The sequence below is a fragment of the Kribbella sp. NPDC003557 genome (assembly GCF_040610805.1).
GTDB lineage: Bacteria > Actinomycetota > Actinomycetes > Propionibacteriales > Kribbellaceae > Kribbella.
Genome location: NZ_JBEXMY010000005.1, coordinates 372241 through 391351 on the forward strand (window position 1 = coordinate 372241; position 19111 = coordinate 391351).

Below are 19111 nucleotides of genomic sequence, written 5' to 3' on the forward strand. Positions count from 1 at the left end.
CGTCTACCCAATCAGGCGCGGTCCTCGATGTCACCTTCCGTCTCGAGGACCGCGTTGCGCAGCGTCTCGAGTGCCTCGGCCGACGGCTCCGCCCACAGGCCGCGCTGGGCGGCCTCGAGGAGGCGTTCGGCGATGCCGTGCCGGGCCCACGGGTTCGACGTCCGGAAGAACTCGGCCATCTCCGGATCGGCGACGTACTGCGTGGTCAGTGACTCGTACATCCAGTCGTCGACCACGCCCGCGGTCGCGTCGTACCCGAACAGGTAGTCCACGGTCGCGGCCATCTCGAACGCGCCCTTGTACCCGTGCCGGCGCATCGCGGCCATCCACCGCGGGTTCACCACGCGGGCCCGGAAGACCCGCTTGGCCTCCTCCTCGAGCGTCCGGGTCTTCACCTGCGCCGGCACCGCGGAGTCGCCGACGTACGCCTTCGGGTTCACGCCGGTGAGGTGCCGGACCATCGCGATCATGCCGCCGTGGTACTGGAAGTAGTCGTCGGAGTCCATGATGTCGTGCTCGCGGGTGTCCGCGTTCTTCGCCGCCACCTGGATCCGGGCGTAGGCGCGTTCCATCGAGCCGCGGGCCTCGGCGCCGTCCAGGTCCTTGCCGTACGCGTACCCGCCCCAGACGGCGTACACCTCGGCGAGCTCGGCGTCGGTGCGCCAGTTCCGGGCGTCGACGAGCGGCAGCAGACCGGCGCCGTACGAGCCCGGCTTGGAGCCGAACACCCGGGCCGTCGCCTGCCGTACGTCGTTGCCGGCCGCAACGTCCTGCCGGACGTGCGCGCGCAGGTAGTTGTCGTCCGGCGACTCGTCCAGGTCCGCGACCGTGCGCACCGCCTCGTCGAGCAGCGCGACCACGTGCGGGAACGCGTCCCGGAAGAAGCCGGAGATCCGGATCGTCACGTCGATCCGCGGCCGGGCCAGCTCGTCCAGGCCGACCACCTCGAAGCTCGTGACGCGCCGGGACGCGTCGTCCCAGACCGGCCGGCAGCCGAGCAGCCACAGCACCTCGGCGAGGTCGTCACCCTGGGTGCGCATCGCCGACGTACCCCAGACGGTCAGCCCGACCGATCGCGGCCACTCCCCCGTCTCCGCCCGGTGCCGGGCCAGCAGCGAGTCGGCCAGCGCGACACCGACGTCCCACGCGTTCCGGCTCGGGATCGCCTTCGGGTCCACCGCGTAGAAGTTCCGCCCGGTCGGCAGCACGTTGACCAGCCCGCGCGTCGGCGACCCCGAGGGCCCGGCCTCCACGAACCGGCCGTCCAGAGCCCGCAGGACGTTGGCCAGCTCGTCGCCGGTCCGTGCCAGCCGCGGCACGACCTCGGTCGCCGCGAACCTGAGCGACCGCTCGACCTCGTCGGAGTTCCGGCCGAGCACCTCGCCGATGACCACCGGGACCTTCGCCTCGTCCCAGCCCAGCGTCTCCATCCCGACGACGAGCTTCCGCGCCACCGCTTCCAGGAGGTCGACCCCGTCGGCGCCGCTCACCGCCGGCAGGTCGGCGAGCGCCGCCAGGTCGGCCAGGTCGGCCGCCGCGCCCGGGTTGGCCAGCAGCTCTGCCTCGTCCACGCCGAACGTCTCGCCGAGCGCCGCCCGCAGCCCCGGGATCGAGTACGACCCACCCCACAACTGCCGCGCCCGCAGTACGGCGAGCACCAGGTTGACCCTGGCCTCACCGGCCGGCGCCCCACCCAGCACATGCAGCCCGTCGCGGATCTGCACGTCCTTGATCTCGCACAGATACCCGTCCAGATGCAGCACGAACTCGTCGAAGTCGTCGTCCTCCGGCTTCTCCGCCGTGTGCAGGTCGTGGTGCAACTGCGCCGCCTGGATCAGCGTCCAGATCTGCGCCCGCAGCGTCGGCACCTTCTCCGGGTCCAGCGCCGACACGGTCGCGTACTCGTCGAGCAGGTACTCCAGCTTCGCCATGTCGCCGTACGTCTCGGCCCGCGCCATCGGCGGCACCAGGTGGTCGACGACGGTCGCGTGCGCCCGGCGCTTCGCCTGCGTGCCCTCGCCGGGGTCGTTGACGATGAAAGGGTAGATCATCGGCAGGTTCCCGAGCACCGCGTCGGGTGCGCAGTCGGCCGCCATCCCGATCCCCTTGCCCGGCAGCCACTCCAGCGTGCCGTGCTTACCGAGGTGGACGACGGCCTGCGCGCCGAAGCCGCCCTCTTCCGGCGACGCCTCCAGCCAGCGGTACGCCGCGAGGTAGTGGTGCGACGGCGCCATGTCCGGATCGTGGTAGATCGCCACCGGGTTCTCGCCGAACCCCCGCGGCGGCTGGATCATCAGCACGACGTTCCCGAACCGCAACGCGGCCAGCGCGATCGCGGGCTCGTCACCCGAGGTGTCGACGTACAGCTCCCCGGGCGCCTCGCCCCACGCCTCGGTCATTGCCGTACGCAACGACTCGGGCACGCCGCCGAACCAGCGGGCGTACGTCGGCAGCGGGACCTTGGCGACCGCGTTGGCCAGCTGCTCGTCGGTCAGCCAGTCGACGTCGTGGCCGCCCGCCGCGATCAGCCGGTGGATCAGGCCGTCACCTTCGAGCTCGCCGACGTCGAGGTCACCGAGGTCGTACCCGGCCTCCTGCAGCTGCCCGAGCAGCACGACCGCCGACGCCGGCGTGTCCAGCCCGACCGCGTTCCCGATCCGGGCGTGCTTGGTCGGGTACGACGACAGCACCAGCGCGATCCGCTTCTCGGCCGGCGGGACGTGCCGCAGCCGCGCGTGCGCGACCGCGATACCGGCCAGCCGCGCGCACCGCTCCGCGTCCGGCGCGTATCGGGCCAGGCCGTCGGCGTCGTACGACTTGAACGAGAACGGGATCGTGATCAGCCGGCCGTCGAACTCCGGGATCGCCACCTGGGTCGCCGCGTCCAGCGGGCTGACGGCCGCGTCGCTGTCCACCCACTGCTCGCGGGTCGAGGTCAGCGCCAGGCCCTGGATCAGCGGGATGTCGAGCGAGGCCAGCGCACCGGCGTCCCACGCGTCGTCCGCGCCGCCCGCGCTGGCGTTGGCCGCGACCGATCCGCCGGCCGCGAGCAGCGTCGTCACGAGTACGTCGCACTTGCCCAGCAGCTCGAACAGCCCCGCATTGTCGGGCGACGTCGGGTCGAGCCCGCGCAGCGTCCCGCAGTACACGGGCAGCGGCTGTGCGCCCGCCTCGTCGACCGCGGCCGCGAGCGCGTCGACGAACGCGGTGTTCCCGGAGATCTCATGCGCTCGGTAGTACACGATGCCGACGACCGGACGCCCGTCCTCGACGTACGTCCCACGGACGCCGTACGCCGGGAGCGCGCGCGGCGGTTCGAACTCGTCGCCGGTCAGCAGCAGCGTGTCCCGCAGGAAGCCGGCCAGGTTGCGGAGGTTGTCCGCGCCGCCATCGCGAAGGTAGGCGAGCGCCTCGGTGACCGCGCCCGCCGGGACGGTCGACAGCGACATCAACTCGGCGTCCGGCGCGGCCTCACCGCTGACGACGACGGTGGGCTTCCCGGACGCGAGGACCGCGTCGAGGCCGTCCTCCCACGCCCGGCGCCCACCGAGCAGCCGGACGACGACGATCTCGGCGCCGTCGAGCAGGCCACCCAGCTGACCCAGCTCGAGCCGGGCCGGATTGGCGACCGCCCATCCGGCGCCTGCCTCCGCGGCAGCCAGCAGGTCGGTATCGGCGGTCGACAGCAGCAGAAGATTCGCAGGCACGCGCATGGTCCTTCCCGGGGTGTCCACGCCCCAGCTCCAGGTACGACGGCGGCAGTTCCTGACTTCCCCTGCACGGGGTCACAGTGGCGGGACCGCCCCGGACTCTCACCGGGTTCCTGCTGATGCCGTCGGATGACTTGACTGACTCTGTTGGCTGACTCTAGCGGTGCATGGCGTAGTGCGCGGCGAGCAGGTCGGTCCCCCAGTCGTTGCGAAGATCACGCCAGACCGAGTGGATGTGGTTCGCGTTGTCCTGGGTGTTGTCGTACTCGGCGAGGAACGTCGGGCCCGCGATCGAGTAGTAGTGGCGCCGGCCGACGCCGGGCTGGGTCTCACCGGCCCAGGCGAACGTCAGGCGTTCGATGCCGTGCTCGGTGATGTCCTGCCAGGTCTGCAGGCCGATCGGTCCGGCGGCGCGGCCGACGTACTGCCCGATCAGGAGGCTGAGGATCTGGCGCTGGTCCTCGGTCATGTCGCCGTACCCGAGGCCGCGGTGCAGGAGCGACGCGTCGGCGACCGGGTCGTGGCGGGTCAGGATGTCGTCGGGCGCGTCCGGTGAGACCAGTGCGACCTCCAACTGCCCCGGCTCCAGTGCGTGCAGCAACTGGAAGCCCAGGTCCTGCTCCGCGGCCAGGAAGCGCCGTCCTGCCTGCGGACCGCTCAGCACCTCGGCCGGGTTCGACCCGAGGAACTGTGGCGTGAACGCGATCGCACCGTCGACGACAGTCACGTGCAGCGCCAGGTGGTGCCCGTTCAGCCGCCAGGCCCACGGCTCGGTGCCGTTCGGGTCACCCAGCACGCGCAGGAAGTACCGGTCGGCGACGGTCGCGCCCTCCCACTCCCCCGACGGCGGCAGGTCCGGCAGCCCGCGGACGACGACCTCAGCGTCCAGGACCGCCCAGACGTCGGCCGTGCCGCGCTCGCTGCAACCGGTCGCGACCAGCCGCTCCACGAGCTGCTGCTGCGCCGGTGTGAGCTCGGTCAGGGCGAGGCCCGGTACAGGGCCCGGCAGGTACGTCCACTGCTTGTGGTCCGGGGTGTCGAAGGGTGCACGGATCTTGCCGGCCTGGTCCGGTGTCAGGCTCGCCAGCAGCTCGAGCACCGTGTCCCGCGTCTGCGCTACAACCATGCCGATCGCTCCCGTTCCGTCGGTTCGTAGGTGGTCCACTGTTCGAACGGCCGGTCCAGCTTGTACCGGAAATCCGGCTGCCGCAGCAGGACGCGTGTTTCGCCGTTCCCCGGATTCCGCAGCGACTCGAAGAACCGCACGGACCAATGGAACCACCGCATGCAGAACAGCCGCATGGTCAGCCCGTGCGAGACCAGCAGGACGTTGCGCGGGGCGTCCGGGCTGTCGAAGTCGCGGTGCATCGTCTCCAGGAACGTCGACACCCGGTCGTACACGTCCGACCCCGACTCGCCGTGGGTGAACCGGTAGAAGAAGTGCCCGAACGAGTCGCGGAGCTGCTCCTGCCGCTCGATGTCCTCGGTGTCCTGGAGATTGGCCCAGTCCTGTTCGCGCAACCGCGGTTCCTCGCGCGGCAGCTCGATCAGGTCGTCCAGGCCGAGCGAGTCCAGCGTCTGCCGGGCGCGCAGGTACGGCGAGACGTACACGCGGACGGGCTGGTTCTCGAACAGCTCCCGCAGCTCCCGCCCCGCCTTGGCCGCCTGCTCGTGCCCCAGCGGCGTCAGCGGGACCGCGTGGTCGGGCGTGCGCTCGTAGACCGTCTTGTCCAGGTTCGCCTCGGACTCGCCGTGCCGGATCAGCGCGATCCGCAACGGCCGGCGACTCAGATCCATCGCTTCCCCTTCCCCAGCACCGTCCCCAGCACCGCTGCCACACCCACCGCGGCGATCCCGACCCGTCGCGCGAGGTCCGCCGTACGACGGACGTCGGCGACCGCCGGCGCCGGGCCGTCACCCAGCGTGCCGCGATCCTCCGCGTAGCTGCCGTAGCTGTTCGTGCCGCCGAGCGTCAGCCCGAGCGCTCCCGCGAACGCCGCCTCGACCGGCCCGGCGTTCGGGCTCGGATGCTTCGCGGCATCCCGCCGCCAGACCCGGACGGTGTCGTCGACCCGTCCGGCCGCGAGCCCGGTCAGCGCCGCGCACACCCGCGCCGGGACGAGGTTGAGGACGTCGTCCAGCCGCGCCGAGGCCCACCCGAAGTTCAGGTACTTCGGCGACTTGTAGCCGACCATCGCGTCGAGCGTGTTGACCGCGCGGTACCCGAGCAGGCCGGGGATGCCGAGCACGCCGCCCCACAGCAGCGGGGCCACACACGCGTCCGAGGTGTTCTCGGCGATCGACTCCACGGTCGCGCGGGCCAGCTCGTCGGCTTCCAGGTCGGTCGCGTCCCGGGCGCACAGGTGGCTGAGGCGGTCGCGGGCGCCCGGGATGTCCTTCTCCTCCAGCAAACCGGCCATCGTCTCGGCTTCGCGCTCCAGACTGCGGGCACCGAGGACGGTCCAGGTGGCTGCCGCCGTGGCCGCGGTGTGCAGGATCGGGTGGTTCCGGGTAACCCGCTCGACCGCGAGACCCAGCACGGCGGTGCCACCTACGAGTACGGCCGTGTAGCCCGTGCCACGACGACGCGAGTCGCCGTACAACTGCTTCTCCACCCGGGCGGCAGCACGACCGAACCCGGCGACCGGGTGATACCGGCGCGGATCGCCGAAAAGACGGTCCGCCGCGAAGCCAAGCACAAGTCCCAGAGCCCGTGACACCCTCGGCAGTCTGCCAGGTCCCTGGCTGTGATTGGGTGAGCGGCATGGGAATCGCGGAGCTGCTTCGGCAGGTCGACGGGAGCGGGGACTTCGGGGTCTGGCTGGGGCGCCTGGACGGTACGCCGGTGTTCGTGCACGAGGCGGAGCGGGCGCACTACTCCGCGAGCACGATGAAGCTGCCGGTGGCGATGGCGATGCTGCGCAAGGTCGACGCGGGTGAGCTGTCGCTCTCCCAGCCGGTGGCCGTGCACAACGACTTCGCGTCCGCCGCCGGCGGCCGGTTCGGGGTGAACCCGGAGGACGACGAGGCGCCGAAGACCTGGGAGCAGCTCGGCAAGAAGGTGCCGCTCGACTGGCTGGCGACCGAGATGATCACCCTGTCCAGCAACCTCGCGACCGACCTCGTGCTCGAGCAGGTCGGGATCGCCGCCGCGCACGCCGCGCTGGCCGGGGCGACGCTGCCCGGCTCGCCCGCGCCCGAGTCCAGGATCCAGCGCGGGATCGACGACGTCCCCGCCGCCCGCGCCGGGATCAGCAACCTGATGAGCCCGGCCGGGATGGCCGGCGTTCTCGTTGCGGTGGGCAACCAGCAGGGCGAGTCCGGCGAGTACCTGCGGGACCTGCTGGCCGGCAACCAGTGGAACGGCGAGATCCCCGCGCTGCTGCCGACGGGCGCCCGCGTCGAGCACAAGAACGGCTGGGACACCCGGATCCGGCACGACGGCGGCATCGTCCGTCCCGAGGACGCCGACCCGTTCGTACTGGTCGTGTGCACGACGTCCGACCTGCCGGACAGCGAGGCGCAGCACCTGATCGCGTCGATCGCCCTCGAGGCCTGGAACCACCGGCACGACCTGGAGGCAGTGCGGTGAAGATCACCACCCACCTGGTCTCGGCCCCGCTGCACACGCCGTTCGTCACGGCCCTGCGGACGGCGACCCACGTCGAGTCGCTGCTGGTCGAGGTGAGCGACGGCGAACTCAGCGGCTGGGGCGAGGCACCCCAGGTCTGGAAGGTGACCGGCGACTCGCTCGCCGGATCGCGGGCCTGCATCGACGGCCCCATCAGCACCGCGCTCGAAGGCCTCGGCCCCGACGACCTCACCGAAGCGCTGCGTCGCGTGCAAGGTGCCGCGGTCGGCAACTTCGGGGCGAAGGACGCCGTCGACGTCGCACTGCACGACCTCGCGGCCCGGCGGCGCGGGCAGACGCTGCACGGGTTCCTCGGGTCGACCACCGACGTCGTCCGGACCGACGTGACGTTGTCGGTCGGCGACGCGGACGCGCTGGCCGACGCCGGGAAGGCGCGGGTCGCGGACGGCTTCGACGTGCTCAAGATCAAGGTCGGCACCGACGCGACCGGCGACATCGAGCGCGTCCGCCGGGTCCGCTCGGCGATCGGCCCGGAGCCGCGCCTGCGGCTGGATGCGAACCAGGGCTGGACGCGGCGCGACGCCGTCACGGTGATCCGGGCGCTGGAGGACGCCGGCTGTGCGATCGAGCTCGTCGAGCAGCCGGTCGCCGCGGCCGACCTCGACGGCATGGCCTGGGTGACCGACCGGGTCGGCACGCCGATCCTCGCCGACGAGTCCGTGTACGGCGTCCGCGACCTGGTCGCGGTGATCCGTCAGGGCGCGGCCGACCTGGTGAACGTGAAGCTCGCGAAATGCGGCGGGCTGGCGCCGGCGCGGACGCTGCTCGAACTCGCCCGCGAGCACGGGCTCGGCGCGATCGTCGGCTGCATGATGGAGAGCCACGTCGGCGTCGGCGCGGCGGCCGCGCTGGTCTCGGCGTACCCGACGACGGCGGTCAACGACCTGGACGCGGCCTGGTGGCTGCGGGAGCCGCCGGTGACCGGCGGGATCCGGTACGACGGCGCGCTGATCCACCTGCCTTCTGCTCCCGGACTCGGCGTGACAGGCTTGACGGCATGAAGTTAGCCGCCACCAAGGTTCCGGTCAGCACGGTCTGGACCTCGCCGGACGCGCCGCGCGACATCGACGCCCCGGCAACCGCCGCTCAACCCGACGTCGCCTCCTGGGCGAAGTCGATGGACACCGACACCCGGCTCGGCCTGCACGGCCGGACCCTCACCCAACTCCTGTTCGCCGAGCCCGTCCTGGTGCGCTCGGAGCGCGACGGCTGGTCCGAGATCCTCGCGCCCTGGCAGCCGTCGTCCGAGGACGAGCTCGGGTACCCGGGCTGGGTCCCGTCCAGTCACCTGGGAGAACTGCCGCAGAGCGCCGACGACCCGGTCGCGATCGCCGTCCCGACGGCGGCGCTGCTCGCCGAGCCGGGCGGCCGTCCGCTCGCCGAGCTGTCGTTCGGCACCGTGCTGGCCTCCGACGAGCACGCCGACGGGCACACCCGGGTGGCGACCCCCGACGGCGGATCCGGCTGGCTGGCGGACGCCGTCCTGCGGTCCGTGTCCGAGCCGGCCGGCCCCGACGACCGGCTCCGTCTCGGCGAGCAGTTCCTCGGCCTGGAGTACCTGTGGGGCGGTACGTCGGCGTACGGGCTGGACTGCTCCGGGCTGATCCACGCCGTCAGCCGGGTGCTCGGCCTGCGGACGCCGCGGGACGCCCACGACCAGGCGGACACCCTGCCGAACATCCCGGTCGACGACGCGCGGCCGGGTGACCTGTACTTCTTCGCGCGGGACGGGAAGCCGGTGCACCACGTCGGGTTCGTGTCCGCGGCCGGGATGCTGCACGCGTCCGAGACCGGCAAGCGCCTGGAGAACGAGGCGTTGTCCGACGAGCGCCGCGCCACGCTGGTCACGGCCGCCCGCTTCTGAACACAGCAGGACACACGGCAATCGCCCCGGACCGCGTTGGCGGTCCGGGGCGATTCGCTTGGTGTCAGGACTTGCGGTGGTGCAACTCAGGCGCCGGCTCGTCGGCCTGCTCGTCCTCAACGGCGTCCTGGGGTCGATCACCCTGGTCGACCGGCCGGGTCCGGCCGTTCGCCTCGGCAGCCTCAGCCTCGGTCGCCCCGGTGGAGTCCGCGGTCTCCAGGGCGGCCGACTCGTCCGCCGACTGCATCGTGCGGGACTTGTGCAGGCTGGCGACCGTGGTGATGCCGAGGGTGATGATGATGAAGCCCAGCGAGAACCAGATCGGGATCTCCGGCGCCCACTCGATGTGGTGACCGCCGTTGATGAACGGCAGCTCGTTGACGTGCATCGCGTGCAGCACCAGCTTCACGCCGATGAACGCGAGCACCACCGACAGGCCGAGCGACAGGTACACCAGGCGGCGGAGCAGGTCACCGAGCAGGAAGTACAGCTGCCGCAGGCCCATCAGCGCGAAGACGTTCGCGGTGAAGACCAGGAACGGCTCCTGGGTCAGGCCGTAGATCGCCGGGATCGAGTCGAGCGCGAACAGCAGGTCGGTGGTGCCGAGCGCGATGATCACGATCGCCATCGGGGTGACGAGTCGCTTGCCGTTCTTCTTCACGGTCAGCTTGACGCCGTTGTACTCGTCGGTCGCGTTCAGCCGGCGCTTCGCGAACCGGATGACCGCGTTCTCCTTGTAGTCGTCGTCATCGTTCTCGCCCTGCTTGGCGAGGTGGATCGCCGTGTAGACCAGGAACGCGCCGAACAGGTAGAAGATCCAGGAGAACTGGTTGATCGCCGCCGCGCCGACCGCGATGAAGACGCCGCGGAACACCAGCGCCAGGATGATGCCGACCAGCAAAGCGGTCTGCTGGTACTTCCTGGGGACACCGAACCTGGCCATGATGATCAGGAAGATGAACAGGTTGTCGACGCTCAGGCTGTACTCGGTGAGCCAGCCGGCGAAGAACTCCCCGGCATACCGCCCGCCGGAGAAGTACCAGACCCCGAGGCCGAAGATCACCGCGAGGCCGATGTAGAACGCGATCGCCGTGGCCGATTCGCGGGTGCTCGGCTCGTGCGGCCGGCGGCCGATCACGAAGACGTCGAACGCCAGCAGTGCCAGCAGCAGGCCGACGGTGATGTACCAGACATAGTCAGCAACGTGCACAGAATCCTCCGGAGCTCAGACGAAAAACCGACTCCGAAGGTCTCTTCCGCGTCACCCTGTGTGATCACGTGTGATCCTGGGTGACGCCGGAGGCACCGGGTCCGGGACGAGCCCTGACCGTGATGACGATGCCGCCGCGAAAGGAATACTCCCCTTCTCGGGAACCATTCTGACGGCTGGATGTCCGAGACTCCAAATCCAGGACGCCGTGTCCGCCTGTCGAAATCGTCACAGCCCCGTCAGGGAATAGTTGCAGCCCGTGATCTATTGCCTGCCGATCAATCCCCCGCGGGCGGTCGCTGCCGCTTGGGCAGCTTCGCCACCACGGTCTCGTACGACGCGTCGACCAGCTCCAGGATCTCGTCGTCCGGCACCGCTCCGCCGAGCCGCACGGTGTTCCACCCGGAGCGCCCGATGTAGGCCATCGTGCTGACGTCGTCCGGGTAGGCGTTCACCAGCTCGTCGGCCTCGTCGCGGTTCGCCCCGCACTTCAGCCCGACGCCGGCACCGCCGAGGAACGCGAAGATCTTCGGCCCCACCTTCGCCACCACGTCCCCGTCCCACGGCTCGTCCTGCCACGCCCCGGGCTTGCCCAGGCAGTACCCGAGCAGATCGCCGTCGGTCAGCCGCTTCATGGCAGGAGACTAGACCGCGGGCCGGACAGAACTACGCTGCTCGCCATGGATTCTGTTGTGGTGGCTGCGGTGCAGGCTGGGTCCGTCCTGTTCGACACGGCCGCGACGCTCGTGAAAGCGGAGCAGTGGATCCGCGAGGCGGCGGCGGACGGGGCGCGGTTGGTGGTGCTGCCGGAGGCGTTTCTCGGCGGCTACCCGAAGGGGTTCGACTTCGGCATCACGGTCGGGTCGCGGTCGCCGGAAGGCCGCGAGCTGTTCCGGCGGTACCGGGAGGCCGCCGTCGAGCTGGACGGCCCGGAGGTCGCGCGGCTGGCCGAGCTCGCGGCCGAGCTCGACATCCACCTCGTCGCCGGGGTGATCGAGCGCGACGGCGGGACGCTGTACTGCACGGCGGTCTTCGTCGACCCACGCGCCGGGCTGGTCGCCCACCACCGCAAGCTGATGCCGACCGCCGCCGAGCGGTACCTGTGGGGTCAGGGCGACGGGTCGACGATGCCCGCGGTCCGGACCGACGTCGGGGTGCTGGGCGCCGCGATCTGCTGGGAGAACTACATGCCGCTGTTCCGGCAGACGATGTACGCGAAGGGCGTGCAGGTGTGGTGTGCGCCGACCGTCGACGACCGCGACCAGTGGCAGGCGACGATGCGGCACATCGCGCTCGAGGGCCGCTGCTTCGTGATCAGCGCGAACCAGTACTTCACCCAGGACGGCACCGTACTGATCAACGGCGGCAGCACGATCATCTCCCCGCTCGGCGAGATCCTCGCCGGCCCGTTGCGCACCGGCGAGGGCATCCTGCGCGCCGAACTCGACCTCGCCGAGCTCGACCGCGGATACTTCGACTTCGACTCGGTCGGCCACTACGCGCGCCCGGACGTCTTCACCCTGTCCGTCGACGAGTCGCCGCACCGAACCGTCGTACGCCGCGGCTGACCTACTTGGCGCCGGCGTTCGTCATCTGGCGGAGCTCCTTCTTCAGCTCGGAGATCTCGTCGCGGAAGCGGGCGGCGACCTCGAACTGCAGCTCGGCGGCCGCGTTGTGCATCTGGTCGGTCAGCTGCTGGATCAGGTCGGCCAGGTCCGACGACGGCAGGCCACCGGCCAGCTCCTTCGCCTTCTCCCCTGCCTTCTTGCCGCCACCGGGAACCGGCGCCTTGCCGCGGGACTGCGTGCGGCCGGAGCCGAGCAGCTCCGCGGTGTCCGCGTCCTCACGGGCCAGCATGTCGGTGATGTCGGCGATCTTCTTCCGCAGCGGCTGCGGGTCGATGCCGTTCTCCAGGTTGTACGCCGTCTGCTTGGCGCGCCGCCGGTTCGTCTCGTCGATCGCCTGCTCCATCGACGGGGTGATCTTGTCGGCGTACATGAACACCTGGCCGGACACGTTCCGCGCCGCGCGGCCGATGGTCTGGATCAGCGAACGGCCGGACCGCAGGAAGCCTTCCTTGTCCGCGTCCAGGATCGCGACCAGCGACACCTCGGGCAGGTCCAGACCCTCACGGAGCAGGTTGATACCGACGAGGACGTCGTACTCCCCCATCCGCAGCTCGCGCAGCAGCTCGACCCGGCGGAGCGTGTCGACCTCGCTGTGCAGATACCTGGTCCGGATGCCCATCTCCAGCAGGTAGTCGGTCAGGTCCTCGGACATCTTCTTGGTCAGCGTCGTGACCAGCACCCGCTCGTCGCGCTCGACCCGGAGCCGGATCTCGTGGATCAGGTCGTCGATCTGGCCCTTGGTCGGCTTCACGATCACCTCGGGGTCGACCAGACCGGTCGGCCGGATCAGCTGCTCGACGAACCCGTCCGACTTGTCCTGCTCGTACTGCCCCGGGGTCGCGGACAGGTAGACCGTCTGCCCGATCCGCTCCAGGAACTCCTCCCAGCGCAGCGGCCGGTTGTCCATCGCCGACGGCAGCCGGAAGCCGTGCTCGACCAGCGTCCGCTTCCGCGACATGTCGCCCTCGTACATCCCGCCGATCTGCGGGACGGTGACGTGCGACTCGTCGATGACGAGCACGAAGTCCTCGGGGAAGTAGTCCAGCAGACAGTGTGGCGCCGACCCCGGCTCCCGGCCGTCGGTGTGGCGCGAGTAGTTCTCGATGCCGGAGCAGGTCCCGATCTGCCGCATCATCTCGATGTCGTACGTCGTCCGCATCCGCAGCCGCTGGGCCTCCAGCAGCTGCCCGTTGCGCTCGAGCTCGGTCAGCCGCTCCGCCAGCTCGGCCTCGATCGAGGTGATCGCCCGCTCCATCTTCTCCGGCGCGGTCACGTAGTGCGTCGCCGCACCGATGTAGACCTCGTCCTCCTCGGACAGCACCTCACCGGTCAGGGGGTGCAGGGTCATCACCCGCTCGATCTCGTCGCCGAAGAACTCCACCCGGACGGCGAGCTCCTGGTAGACCGGGAACACCTCGAGCGTGTCGCCACGGACCCGGAACGTGCCGCGGGTGCCGGCCAGGTCATTGCGCGCGTACTGCACGCCGACGAGCTTGCGGAGCAGCCCGTCGCGGTCCATCTCGGTGCCGACCTTCACGTGGATCATGCGGTTCAGGTACTCGTCGGCGGAGCCCAGGCCGTAGATGCACGAGACGGTCGCGACCACGATCACGTCGCGGCGGGTCAGCAGCGACCAGGTCGCCGAGTGCCGCAGCCGCTCGACCTCCTCGTTGATCGAGGAGTCCTTCTCGATGTAGGTGTCCGTCTGCGGGACATACGCCTCGGGCTGGTAGTAGTCGTAGTACGACACGAAGTACTCGACGGCGTTGTCGGGGAAGAACTGGCGCAACTCGTTCGCGAACTGGGCGGCGAGGGTCTTGTTCGGCTGCAGGATCAGCATCGGGCGCTGCACGCGCTCGGCCAGCCACGCGACGGTCGCGGTCTTACCCGTGCCGGTCGCGCCGAGCAGGACGACGTCCTGCTCGCCGGCGTTGATCCGCCGCTCCAGGTCCGCGATCGCCGCCGGCTGGTCACCCGCCGGCTCGAAGTCCGACACCACTTTCAGCGGGGCGACCATCCGCTGGAGATCCGAGACCTGTCTCATGCCCTCCACCGTACGGCCGCCCACGGACAATTTCCCGTCCCCGCCCCTCCGCCCCGGTCAGGCGGTTTCCAAAACCCCAGGTCAGAAGCTCTTGATGACGCTGTTGTTCATGTAGATGAGCTCGTTCACCCGCCGGGCGTAGACCCGGGTCTCGAGCGCCGCGTCGGTGGCCGTCGTCCGGTCGAACTGGTCCTGGTAGGCGGTGACGAAGCCCTGCATCGCGATCTTCTTGCCGTTCTTCGCGACCCAGACACCGGTGTAGGTCACCGCGTAGCACGCCTTGATGTTCGGGTTCGCCGGCTTGCACGGTGTGCCCTTGCCGATCCGGACGCCCTGCATGCCGTTCGACTCGACGTCGACCAGGTGCTCGGCGAAGCCCTTCGCGTCGTACAGCTCGGTCTGCCGGACCCAGTAGTACCCGTCGATCAGACCGCGCGCGTTGAACTGCTGCAGGATGTAGTTCTTACCGCTGCGGGACTTGTCCGGGTCCGGCAGCCAGCCCTTGGACGGCGTGAACCAGACGCCCCAGCCGACCTCGACGCCGACGTCGTTCGGGCCCTTGGAGTCGTTCGGGGTCGGTGTCGGCGACGGCGTGTACATGGTGCGGCCCACGCCGGACGACGACGGCCCCGCGACGGGCTGGTCGCCCTTGTCCTGGCCGTTCACCAGCAGCACCACGCCGACCGCGACCAGCAGCACCGCCACGATCGCCCCGGCCATGATGATCCACGGTGTCTTGCTCGACCGCTGCGGGTGGTTCGGCCGCTTCGGTCCGGGACCCCAACCGCCGGCAGCGGGACCGCCCTGCGGCCCGTGCGGACCCTGCGGCCCCTGGGGTGCCTGCGGCCCGGTGCCCCAACCGCCGGGAGCGGGTGCCGGCGGCGGGCCCGGCGGTGGACCGTACTGCTGACTCATAGTTGTTCCTCGTGGTAGTTCCGGGGATCCGTCACAGGCTGTCGATCACGGACTTCTTCATCGTCGCCGCGTCCGCCTCGGCCTTCGGGGCGAAGTCGGCCATCGTCCGGAAGTCCAGTGCGGTGACCACGTTGTCCTTGCGCCGGTACGCCTCGACATACCCCTTGATCTTGGACTCCGTGCCGTCGGCGGCCTTGTAGCTCGAGGTGTAGTCGATCGCGACGCACTCCACCAAGACGTCCTTCGGGCACGGCAGGTTCCGTACGTTGCCGAGCTGCGCGATCTCCTTGTCGACCTCGCCCTCGACGATGCCGAGCAGGTAGGCGTTCGCGGTGACGTTCTGCTTCTGCCGCACCCAGAAGAACGTGCGTGCATTGGCGTTCGGCCCCGGCGTCGTGCCCGGCGGGAAGATCGCCACCTGCTTTCCGCTCTTCTCCCAGGTGACCACCGTCCAGCCCTGGACCGGGACCATCGAGACCCCGAAGCCGACCGCGAGCGCGTTCGGCGGTGGCTGGTACGACGACTGCGGCGCGGTCGGCGTCGCGGGCGGCGGACTCGGCGACTGACCCGGATCGGCCTTCTTGTCGCCGCCGGACAGCGCCACCAGCACGACCGCGACCAGCGCGACCACCAGCAGTCCGGCGCCGATCGGGATCAGCAGCGGCGGGATCGCGGGCCGCTTCTTCTCCGGCGGCGGCCGGCGCAGCGACGGCGGCCCGACCTTGTCGCCCCACGCCGACGACGTCTGCGTCGCCGGACCGGAGCCAGGGCCGGGCCCCGCGCCAGGACCGACACCAGGACCGACACCAGGACCGACGCCGGGGCCGGCACCGGGCATGCCGCCGTCGCCCCACGGCGACGGCGGCGGTGGCACCTCCAGGTCCCACGGCGACGGCGGGAGCTGGTCCTCCTGCTCGTCGGCCCCGTCCGGCTCCGGTCCGGGCTTGTTCACCCAGGGGTTGCCGCCGGGGCCCTTGTCACGCTTTCCGCTCACTGACTCTTGACCACCGACCGCAGCATCGCCGTGGAGTCGGTCTGGATCGAGGACAGCTTGTCCTTGCGTCCGTACACCCGGATGATCGTGATCACGCCGTCGTTGCGCTCGACCACGCCGACGAAGCCGACCACCGGCATGCTGCCGTTCTGGGTGGTCGCGACGCCGTTGAAGCTCTGGGTGGTGACGACCTTCACCGGGGTGTCGTCGTCCGGACCGGGCTTGGTGACCTTCGGCGTGCCCTTCTGCACCGACGACAGCTGCTTCGTCTCGGCCGTCAGCAGCTTGGGCAGCACCGTGTCGGTGTTCTCTCCGGCCCCGGCCTTCCAGGTGCCCACCATGAAGTACGCCTCGCCCTGCTTCAGCAGGTACACGCCGCTGAAGCCGTCGATGCTCTTGCGGACGTAGCCCGGCTGGGGCTTCACGTACACGCCCTCGGCGACCTCGATGCCCTCGTCGCCGCCACCGTTCGACGGCTCGTTGCTCGTACTCGGGCTCGTGCTCGGCTCACTGCTGGGCTCGCTGCTGGGCTCCGAGCTCGGCTCAGTGGTCGGTTGCGAGGTCGTCGGCGTCGTCGGGTCCGGGTCCGCCTTGTCGTCGTCACCGCCCTTGAAGACCAGTGCCAGGACCACACCGATGATCGCGACCACCGCGAAGGCGCCACCGGCGATCAGCAGCGTCTTGCTGCCACCGCCACCGCCGCGCGGCGACTGCGGGCTGTACTGGCCGCCCCACTGCTGCTGGCCGCCGCCGTACTGCTGTTGCTGTCCCTGGTAGCCCTGCTGGCCGGGGTATCCCTGCTGCGGCTGCTGGTACTGCTGCTGGCCGGGGAACGTCTGCTGACCAGGCTGCTGCGGGTACTGCTGGCCGTACCCGGGCTGCTGACCGGGCTGCTGCCCCGGCTGCTGGCCGTACCCCGGTTGCTGCCCCGGCTGCTGGCCGTACCCCGGCTGCTGACCCGGTTGCTGGCCGTACCCGGGCTGTTGTCCATAGCCAGGCTGGCCCGGCTGCTGACCTTGCTGACCAGGCTGCTGGCCCGGCTGTCCACCGTACGGCTGCTGTCCACCACCGTAGGGCGGCTGCTGGTTGCTCATGCCTGCATGTCTCCAGTCGTCGCTTCGTACCCGCTGGCGCCGGTCGGTGCTGCCACTCCGCGGGCGGACTTCGGCACGGACCGCACCGAGTTGCCGCAGGCCGAGCAGAAGTCGGAATGCGGGAGCAGCGGCATCTCACAGCGCGAGCAGAACGCCAGGTCACCGGACGCGTGGTTGGACCCGCCCCGGGCGGCCGACTCCAGCGCCGCCTCGAGCAGACCCTTGTGGAGCACCGTCCGGACCCTGATGATCAGCGCGCCGAGCAGCAACAGGCCCCAGACCACACCGAGGACCGCGCCGATCGTCGAGCCGTGACCACCGACGAAGCCGAGCAGGTAGACGCCGCCCTGGAACAGCGCGTTCACCACCATCGCCTGGATCAGCGCAGCCACCCAGCGCGGCGTGAAGCCGTCGTATCCCTCGCCGAGGCCGGAGAACTCAGCACCCGCCAGACCGGTGGCCGAGCCGTACACGAGCGGCTTGATGAAGCCGTGCAGCAGCACGATCGAGATCCACGTGCCGGCGCTGCTACCCGGACCGGCGAAGCCACCGCTGATCCAGCCCCAGTGCAGCACCAGGGTCTCGAAGCAGGCGTAGCCGACACCGGCGACGACGCCGAACGTGAAGCCGTCCATCAGGTCGTCGTACCGCGGCCGGGACGCGAGGTAGAGCGGGCCGATCTGACGGATCAGCTCGGACACCACCGGCACCAGCAGGAGCAGGATGAGCAGGTCGCGCGCGGACGGCCCGGCGCTGTTGGCGCCGATCGTGTCCAGCGACAGCGCCAGCTTGTCCTTCCACAGCCAGGTGAAGACGGCCGCGAGGACGCCGGTCAGCACGAAGGCCGCGGCGACCACCGGGATCGGCTCGTCCTCCCAGAGGTTCACGTCGTACAAGTAGATGATGTAGACGATCGGGACGGCGAAGGCCGCGATCATGATCGCCACCGGCAGCGCGCCGAGCGCCGCCGTCACCACGGTCAGCAGCAGGGCGATGCCGAGCGCGACCTTGTAGGTGTAGGGCTGCTTGCCCGATCCCTGCGGCATGATCGTCGAGACCAGTTTGAACGACGCCACGGGCTCATCGGGCCTGGCGGCGTACGCGTTCTTCCGCTCGGCGTCCCCGGTACGCATGTCGTTGCCACAGTGGTGGCAATAGTGCGAGACCTCGGGGACGTCAGAGCTGCAGCGCGGACAGACCACGCCATCCTCCCAACCTCGGACGTCCGGACCGGCGCGGGGCGCGCCGTCGGTGGCCGGTCCCGGATCCACCGGGCCGAACCGGGACAGATTCTCGTACAGCCGGTCCCGGAAGCATCATTTCCCGCGCGGGGGTCACCTTTTCGTGTCCGGACCGTGCCCTGAGCGCTCTTCCCGGCGGTGTTCGAGTGTGACCCACACCTCGTCCAGGCGGCGGTCCAGGTCCTCGAGCGTGCCCGAGTTGTCGACCACCAGGTCCGCGACCGCCAGCCGGTCCTCGCGCGACGCCTGGCTGGCGATCCGCCGTTCGGCTTCCTCGTCAGCCATTCCGCGCTGCGCGGTCAGCCGCCGGACCTGGACCTCGACCGGTACGTCGACGACGAGCACCACGTCGAACCCGCCCGCCTGGCCGGTTTCGACCAGCAGCGGGATGTCGTGCACCACGATCGCGTCGTCCGCGGCGCCGGCCTCGATCTGCGCGGCCCGCGCCCGGACCCGGGGATGGACGATCGCCTCCAGCTTCCGCCGGGCGGCCTCGTCGCCGAACACGATCGTCCCGAGCGCCGGCCGGTCCAGCTCACCATCGGCCGTCAGTACGCCGGGGCCGAACGCCGCGACCACCTCGTCCAGACCGTCCGTCCCGCGCGCGACGACCTCGCGCGCGAGCACGTCGGAGTCGATCACCACGGCGCCGCGCGCGGCCAGCCGCGACGACACCGCACTCTTCCCGGCGCCGATGCCACCCGTCAGTCCCACTCTCAGCACCGTCGCAGCCTACCGACCCGCCTCCGGACAGCTGGT

16 protein-coding genes and 1 riboswitch are annotated in these 19111 nt (G+C 70.5%); of the genes, 4 read left to right on the forward strand and 12 right to left on the reverse strand.

The genetic code is table 11. The annotated features are described in order from the left end of the window. Positions 1-11: 11 nt before the first annotated feature. The 4 genes from cobN to ABZW60_RS22465 form a co-directional block, all read right to left on the reverse strand. The gene (gene cobN / locus ABZW60_RS22450; RefSeq protein WP_355479690.1) at positions 12-3713 is read right to left on the reverse strand and encodes a cobaltochelatase subunit CobN; all 3702 of its coding nucleotides are present in this window, start codon (positions 3711-3713) and stop codon (positions 12-14) included. A gap of 25 nt (positions 3714-3738) precedes the next feature. After that, a riboswitch (cobalamin riboswitch) is annotated at positions 3739-3853 on the reverse strand. 14 nt (positions 3854-3867) lie between these two features. Beyond that, entirely contained in the window at positions 3868-4836 is a 969-nt protein-coding gene (locus ABZW60_RS22455) for a DUF3500 domain-containing protein (RefSeq protein ID WP_355479692.1), read from the reverse strand. Beyond that, positions 4827-5507, reverse strand: coding sequence for a phosphoglycerate mutase family protein (locus ABZW60_RS22460; protein ID WP_355479694.1), 681 nt, complete (start codon positions 5505-5507; stop codon positions 4827-4829). Before ABZW60_RS22460 ends, ABZW60_RS22455 begins: the two co-directional genes overlap by 10 nt. Further along, complete coding sequence (locus tag ABZW60_RS22465) at positions 5498-6430, reverse strand: cobalamin biosynthesis protein (protein WP_355479695.1); 933 nt, start codon at positions 6428-6430, stop codon at positions 5498-5500. Before ABZW60_RS22465 ends, ABZW60_RS22460 begins: the two co-directional genes overlap by 10 nt. A gap of 44 nt (positions 6431-6474) precedes the next feature. Between ABZW60_RS22465 and ABZW60_RS22470 the strand changes: the two genes are divergently transcribed. Genes ABZW60_RS22470 through ABZW60_RS22480 form a run of 3 tightly spaced genes read left to right on the forward strand, consistent with a single transcriptional unit; the run spans position 6475 to position 9226 of the window. Beyond that, positions 6475-7302: a serine hydrolase gene (locus ABZW60_RS22470; protein ID WP_355479697.1), complete on the forward strand. Its 828-nt coding sequence runs from the start codon at positions 6475-6477 to the stop codon at positions 7300-7302. Next, positions 7299-8363, forward strand: coding sequence for a dipeptide epimerase (locus ABZW60_RS22475; protein WP_355479699.1), 1065 nt, complete (start codon positions 7299-7301; stop codon positions 8361-8363). The genes ABZW60_RS22470 and ABZW60_RS22475 overlap by 4 nt, the downstream gene beginning before the upstream one ends. Further along, on the forward strand, positions 8360-9226 hold the full coding sequence (locus ABZW60_RS22480; RefSeq protein WP_355479700.1) for an NlpC/P60 family protein: 867 nt from the start codon (positions 8360-8362) through the stop codon (positions 9224-9226). Before ABZW60_RS22475 ends, ABZW60_RS22480 begins: the two co-directional genes overlap by 4 nt. A gap of 64 nt (positions 9227-9290) precedes the next feature. On the opposite strand, the gene ABZW60_RS22485 is transcribed toward ABZW60_RS22480, so the two are convergent. Together ABZW60_RS22485 and ABZW60_RS22490 are read right to left on the reverse strand one after the other, a co-directional pair. Next, entirely contained in the window at positions 9291-10436 is a 1146-nt protein-coding gene (locus ABZW60_RS22485; protein ID WP_355479702.1) for a TerC family protein, read from the reverse strand. A gap of 278 nt (positions 10437-10714) precedes the next feature. Further along, positions 10715-11071, reverse strand: coding sequence for an MmcQ/YjbR family DNA-binding protein (locus tag ABZW60_RS22490; protein WP_355479703.1), 357 nt, complete (start codon positions 11069-11071; stop codon positions 10715-10717). A gap of 45 nt (positions 11072-11116) precedes the next feature. Here ABZW60_RS22490 and ABZW60_RS22495 point away from each other — a divergent pair, with 45 nt between their 5' ends. After that, positions 11117-12004 carry a carbon-nitrogen hydrolase family protein gene (locus ABZW60_RS22495; RefSeq protein WP_355479705.1) on the forward strand — a complete coding sequence of 296 codons (888 nt, stop codon included), beginning with the start codon at positions 11117-11119 and terminating at the stop codon, positions 12002-12004. A 1-nt stretch (position 12005) separates the two neighbouring features. On the opposite strand, the gene uvrB is transcribed toward ABZW60_RS22495, so the two are convergent. From uvrB to coaE, 6 genes are all read right to left on the reverse strand, one after another. Then, a complete protein-coding gene (gene uvrB, locus ABZW60_RS22500; protein WP_355479707.1) occupies positions 12006-14108 on the reverse strand; it encodes an excinuclease ABC subunit UvrB in 2103 nt (700 codons plus the stop codon). 81 nt (positions 14109-14189) lie between these two features. Next, positions 14190-15023: a hypothetical protein gene (locus ABZW60_RS22505; RefSeq protein WP_355479709.1), complete on the reverse strand. Its 834-nt coding sequence runs from the start codon at positions 15021-15023 to the stop codon at positions 14190-14192. A gap of 31 nt (positions 15024-15054) precedes the next feature. Beyond that, positions 15055-16017: a hypothetical protein gene (locus ABZW60_RS22510; RefSeq protein WP_355479711.1), complete on the reverse strand. Its 963-nt coding sequence runs from the start codon at positions 16015-16017 to the stop codon at positions 15055-15057. Further along, a complete protein-coding gene (locus ABZW60_RS22515) occupies positions 16014-17111 on the reverse strand; it encodes a hypothetical protein (RefSeq protein WP_355479713.1) in 1098 nt (365 codons plus the stop codon). The genes ABZW60_RS22510 and ABZW60_RS22515 overlap by 4 nt, the downstream gene beginning before the upstream one ends. Continuing rightward, the gene (locus ABZW60_RS22520) at positions 17108-18244 is read right to left on the reverse strand and encodes a PrsW family glutamic-type intramembrane protease (protein WP_355479715.1); all 1137 of its coding nucleotides are present in this window, start codon (positions 18242-18244) and stop codon (positions 17108-17110) included. Before ABZW60_RS22520 ends, ABZW60_RS22515 begins: the two co-directional genes overlap by 4 nt. Before the next feature lie 201 nt (positions 18245-18445). Beyond that, positions 18446-19075 carry a dephospho-CoA kinase gene (coaE, locus tag ABZW60_RS22525; protein WP_355479717.1) on the reverse strand — a complete coding sequence of 210 codons (630 nt, stop codon included), beginning with the start codon at positions 19073-19075 and terminating at the stop codon, positions 18446-18448. Between the last annotated feature and the right edge of the window lie 36 nt (positions 19076-19111).

What these genes read in the sequence shown, in the direction of transcription:
- ABZW60_RS22515 (WP_355479713.1), bottom strand. Translation starts at nt 17,111, where the DNA reads ATGAGCAACCAGCAGCCGCCCTACGGTGGTGGACAGCAGCCGTACGGT.
- ABZW60_RS22520 (WP_355479715.1), bottom strand. Translation starts at nt 18,244, where the DNA reads ATGCGTACCGGGGACGCCGAGCGGAAGAACGCGTACGCCGCCAGGCCC.
- uvrB (WP_355479707.1), bottom strand. Translation starts at nt 14,108, where the DNA reads ATGAGACAGGTCTCGGATCTCCAGCGGATGGTCGCCCCGCTGAAAGTG.
- ABZW60_RS22505 (WP_355479709.1), bottom strand. Translation starts at nt 15,023, where the DNA reads ATGAGTCAGCAGTACGGTCCACCGCCGGGCCCGCCGCCGGCACCCGCT.
- ABZW60_RS22460 (WP_355479694.1), bottom strand. Translation starts at nt 5,507, where the DNA reads ATGGATCTGAGTCGCCGGCCGTTGCGGATCGCGCTGATCCGGCACGGC.
- ABZW60_RS22480 (WP_355479700.1), top strand. Translation starts at nt 8,360, where the DNA reads ATGAAGTTAGCCGCCACCAAGGTTCCGGTCAGCACGGTCTGGACCTCG.
- ABZW60_RS22495 (WP_355479705.1), top strand. Translation starts at nt 11,117, where the DNA reads ATGGATTCTGTTGTGGTGGCTGCGGTGCAGGCTGGGTCCGTCCTGTTC.
- ABZW60_RS22470 (WP_355479697.1), top strand. Translation starts at nt 6,475, where the DNA reads ATGGGAATCGCGGAGCTGCTTCGGCAGGTCGACGGGAGCGGGGACTTC.
- ABZW60_RS22490 (WP_355479703.1), bottom strand. Translation starts at nt 11,071, where the DNA reads ATGAAGCGGCTGACCGACGGCGATCTGCTCGGGTACTGCCTGGGCAAG.
- ABZW60_RS22455 (WP_355479692.1), bottom strand. Translation starts at nt 4,836, where the DNA reads ATGGTTGTAGCGCAGACGCGGGACACGGTGCTCGAGCTGCTGGCGAGC.
- cobN (WP_355479690.1), bottom strand. Translation starts at nt 3,713, where the DNA reads ATGCGCGTGCCTGCGAATCTTCTGCTGCTGTCGACCGCCGATACCGAC.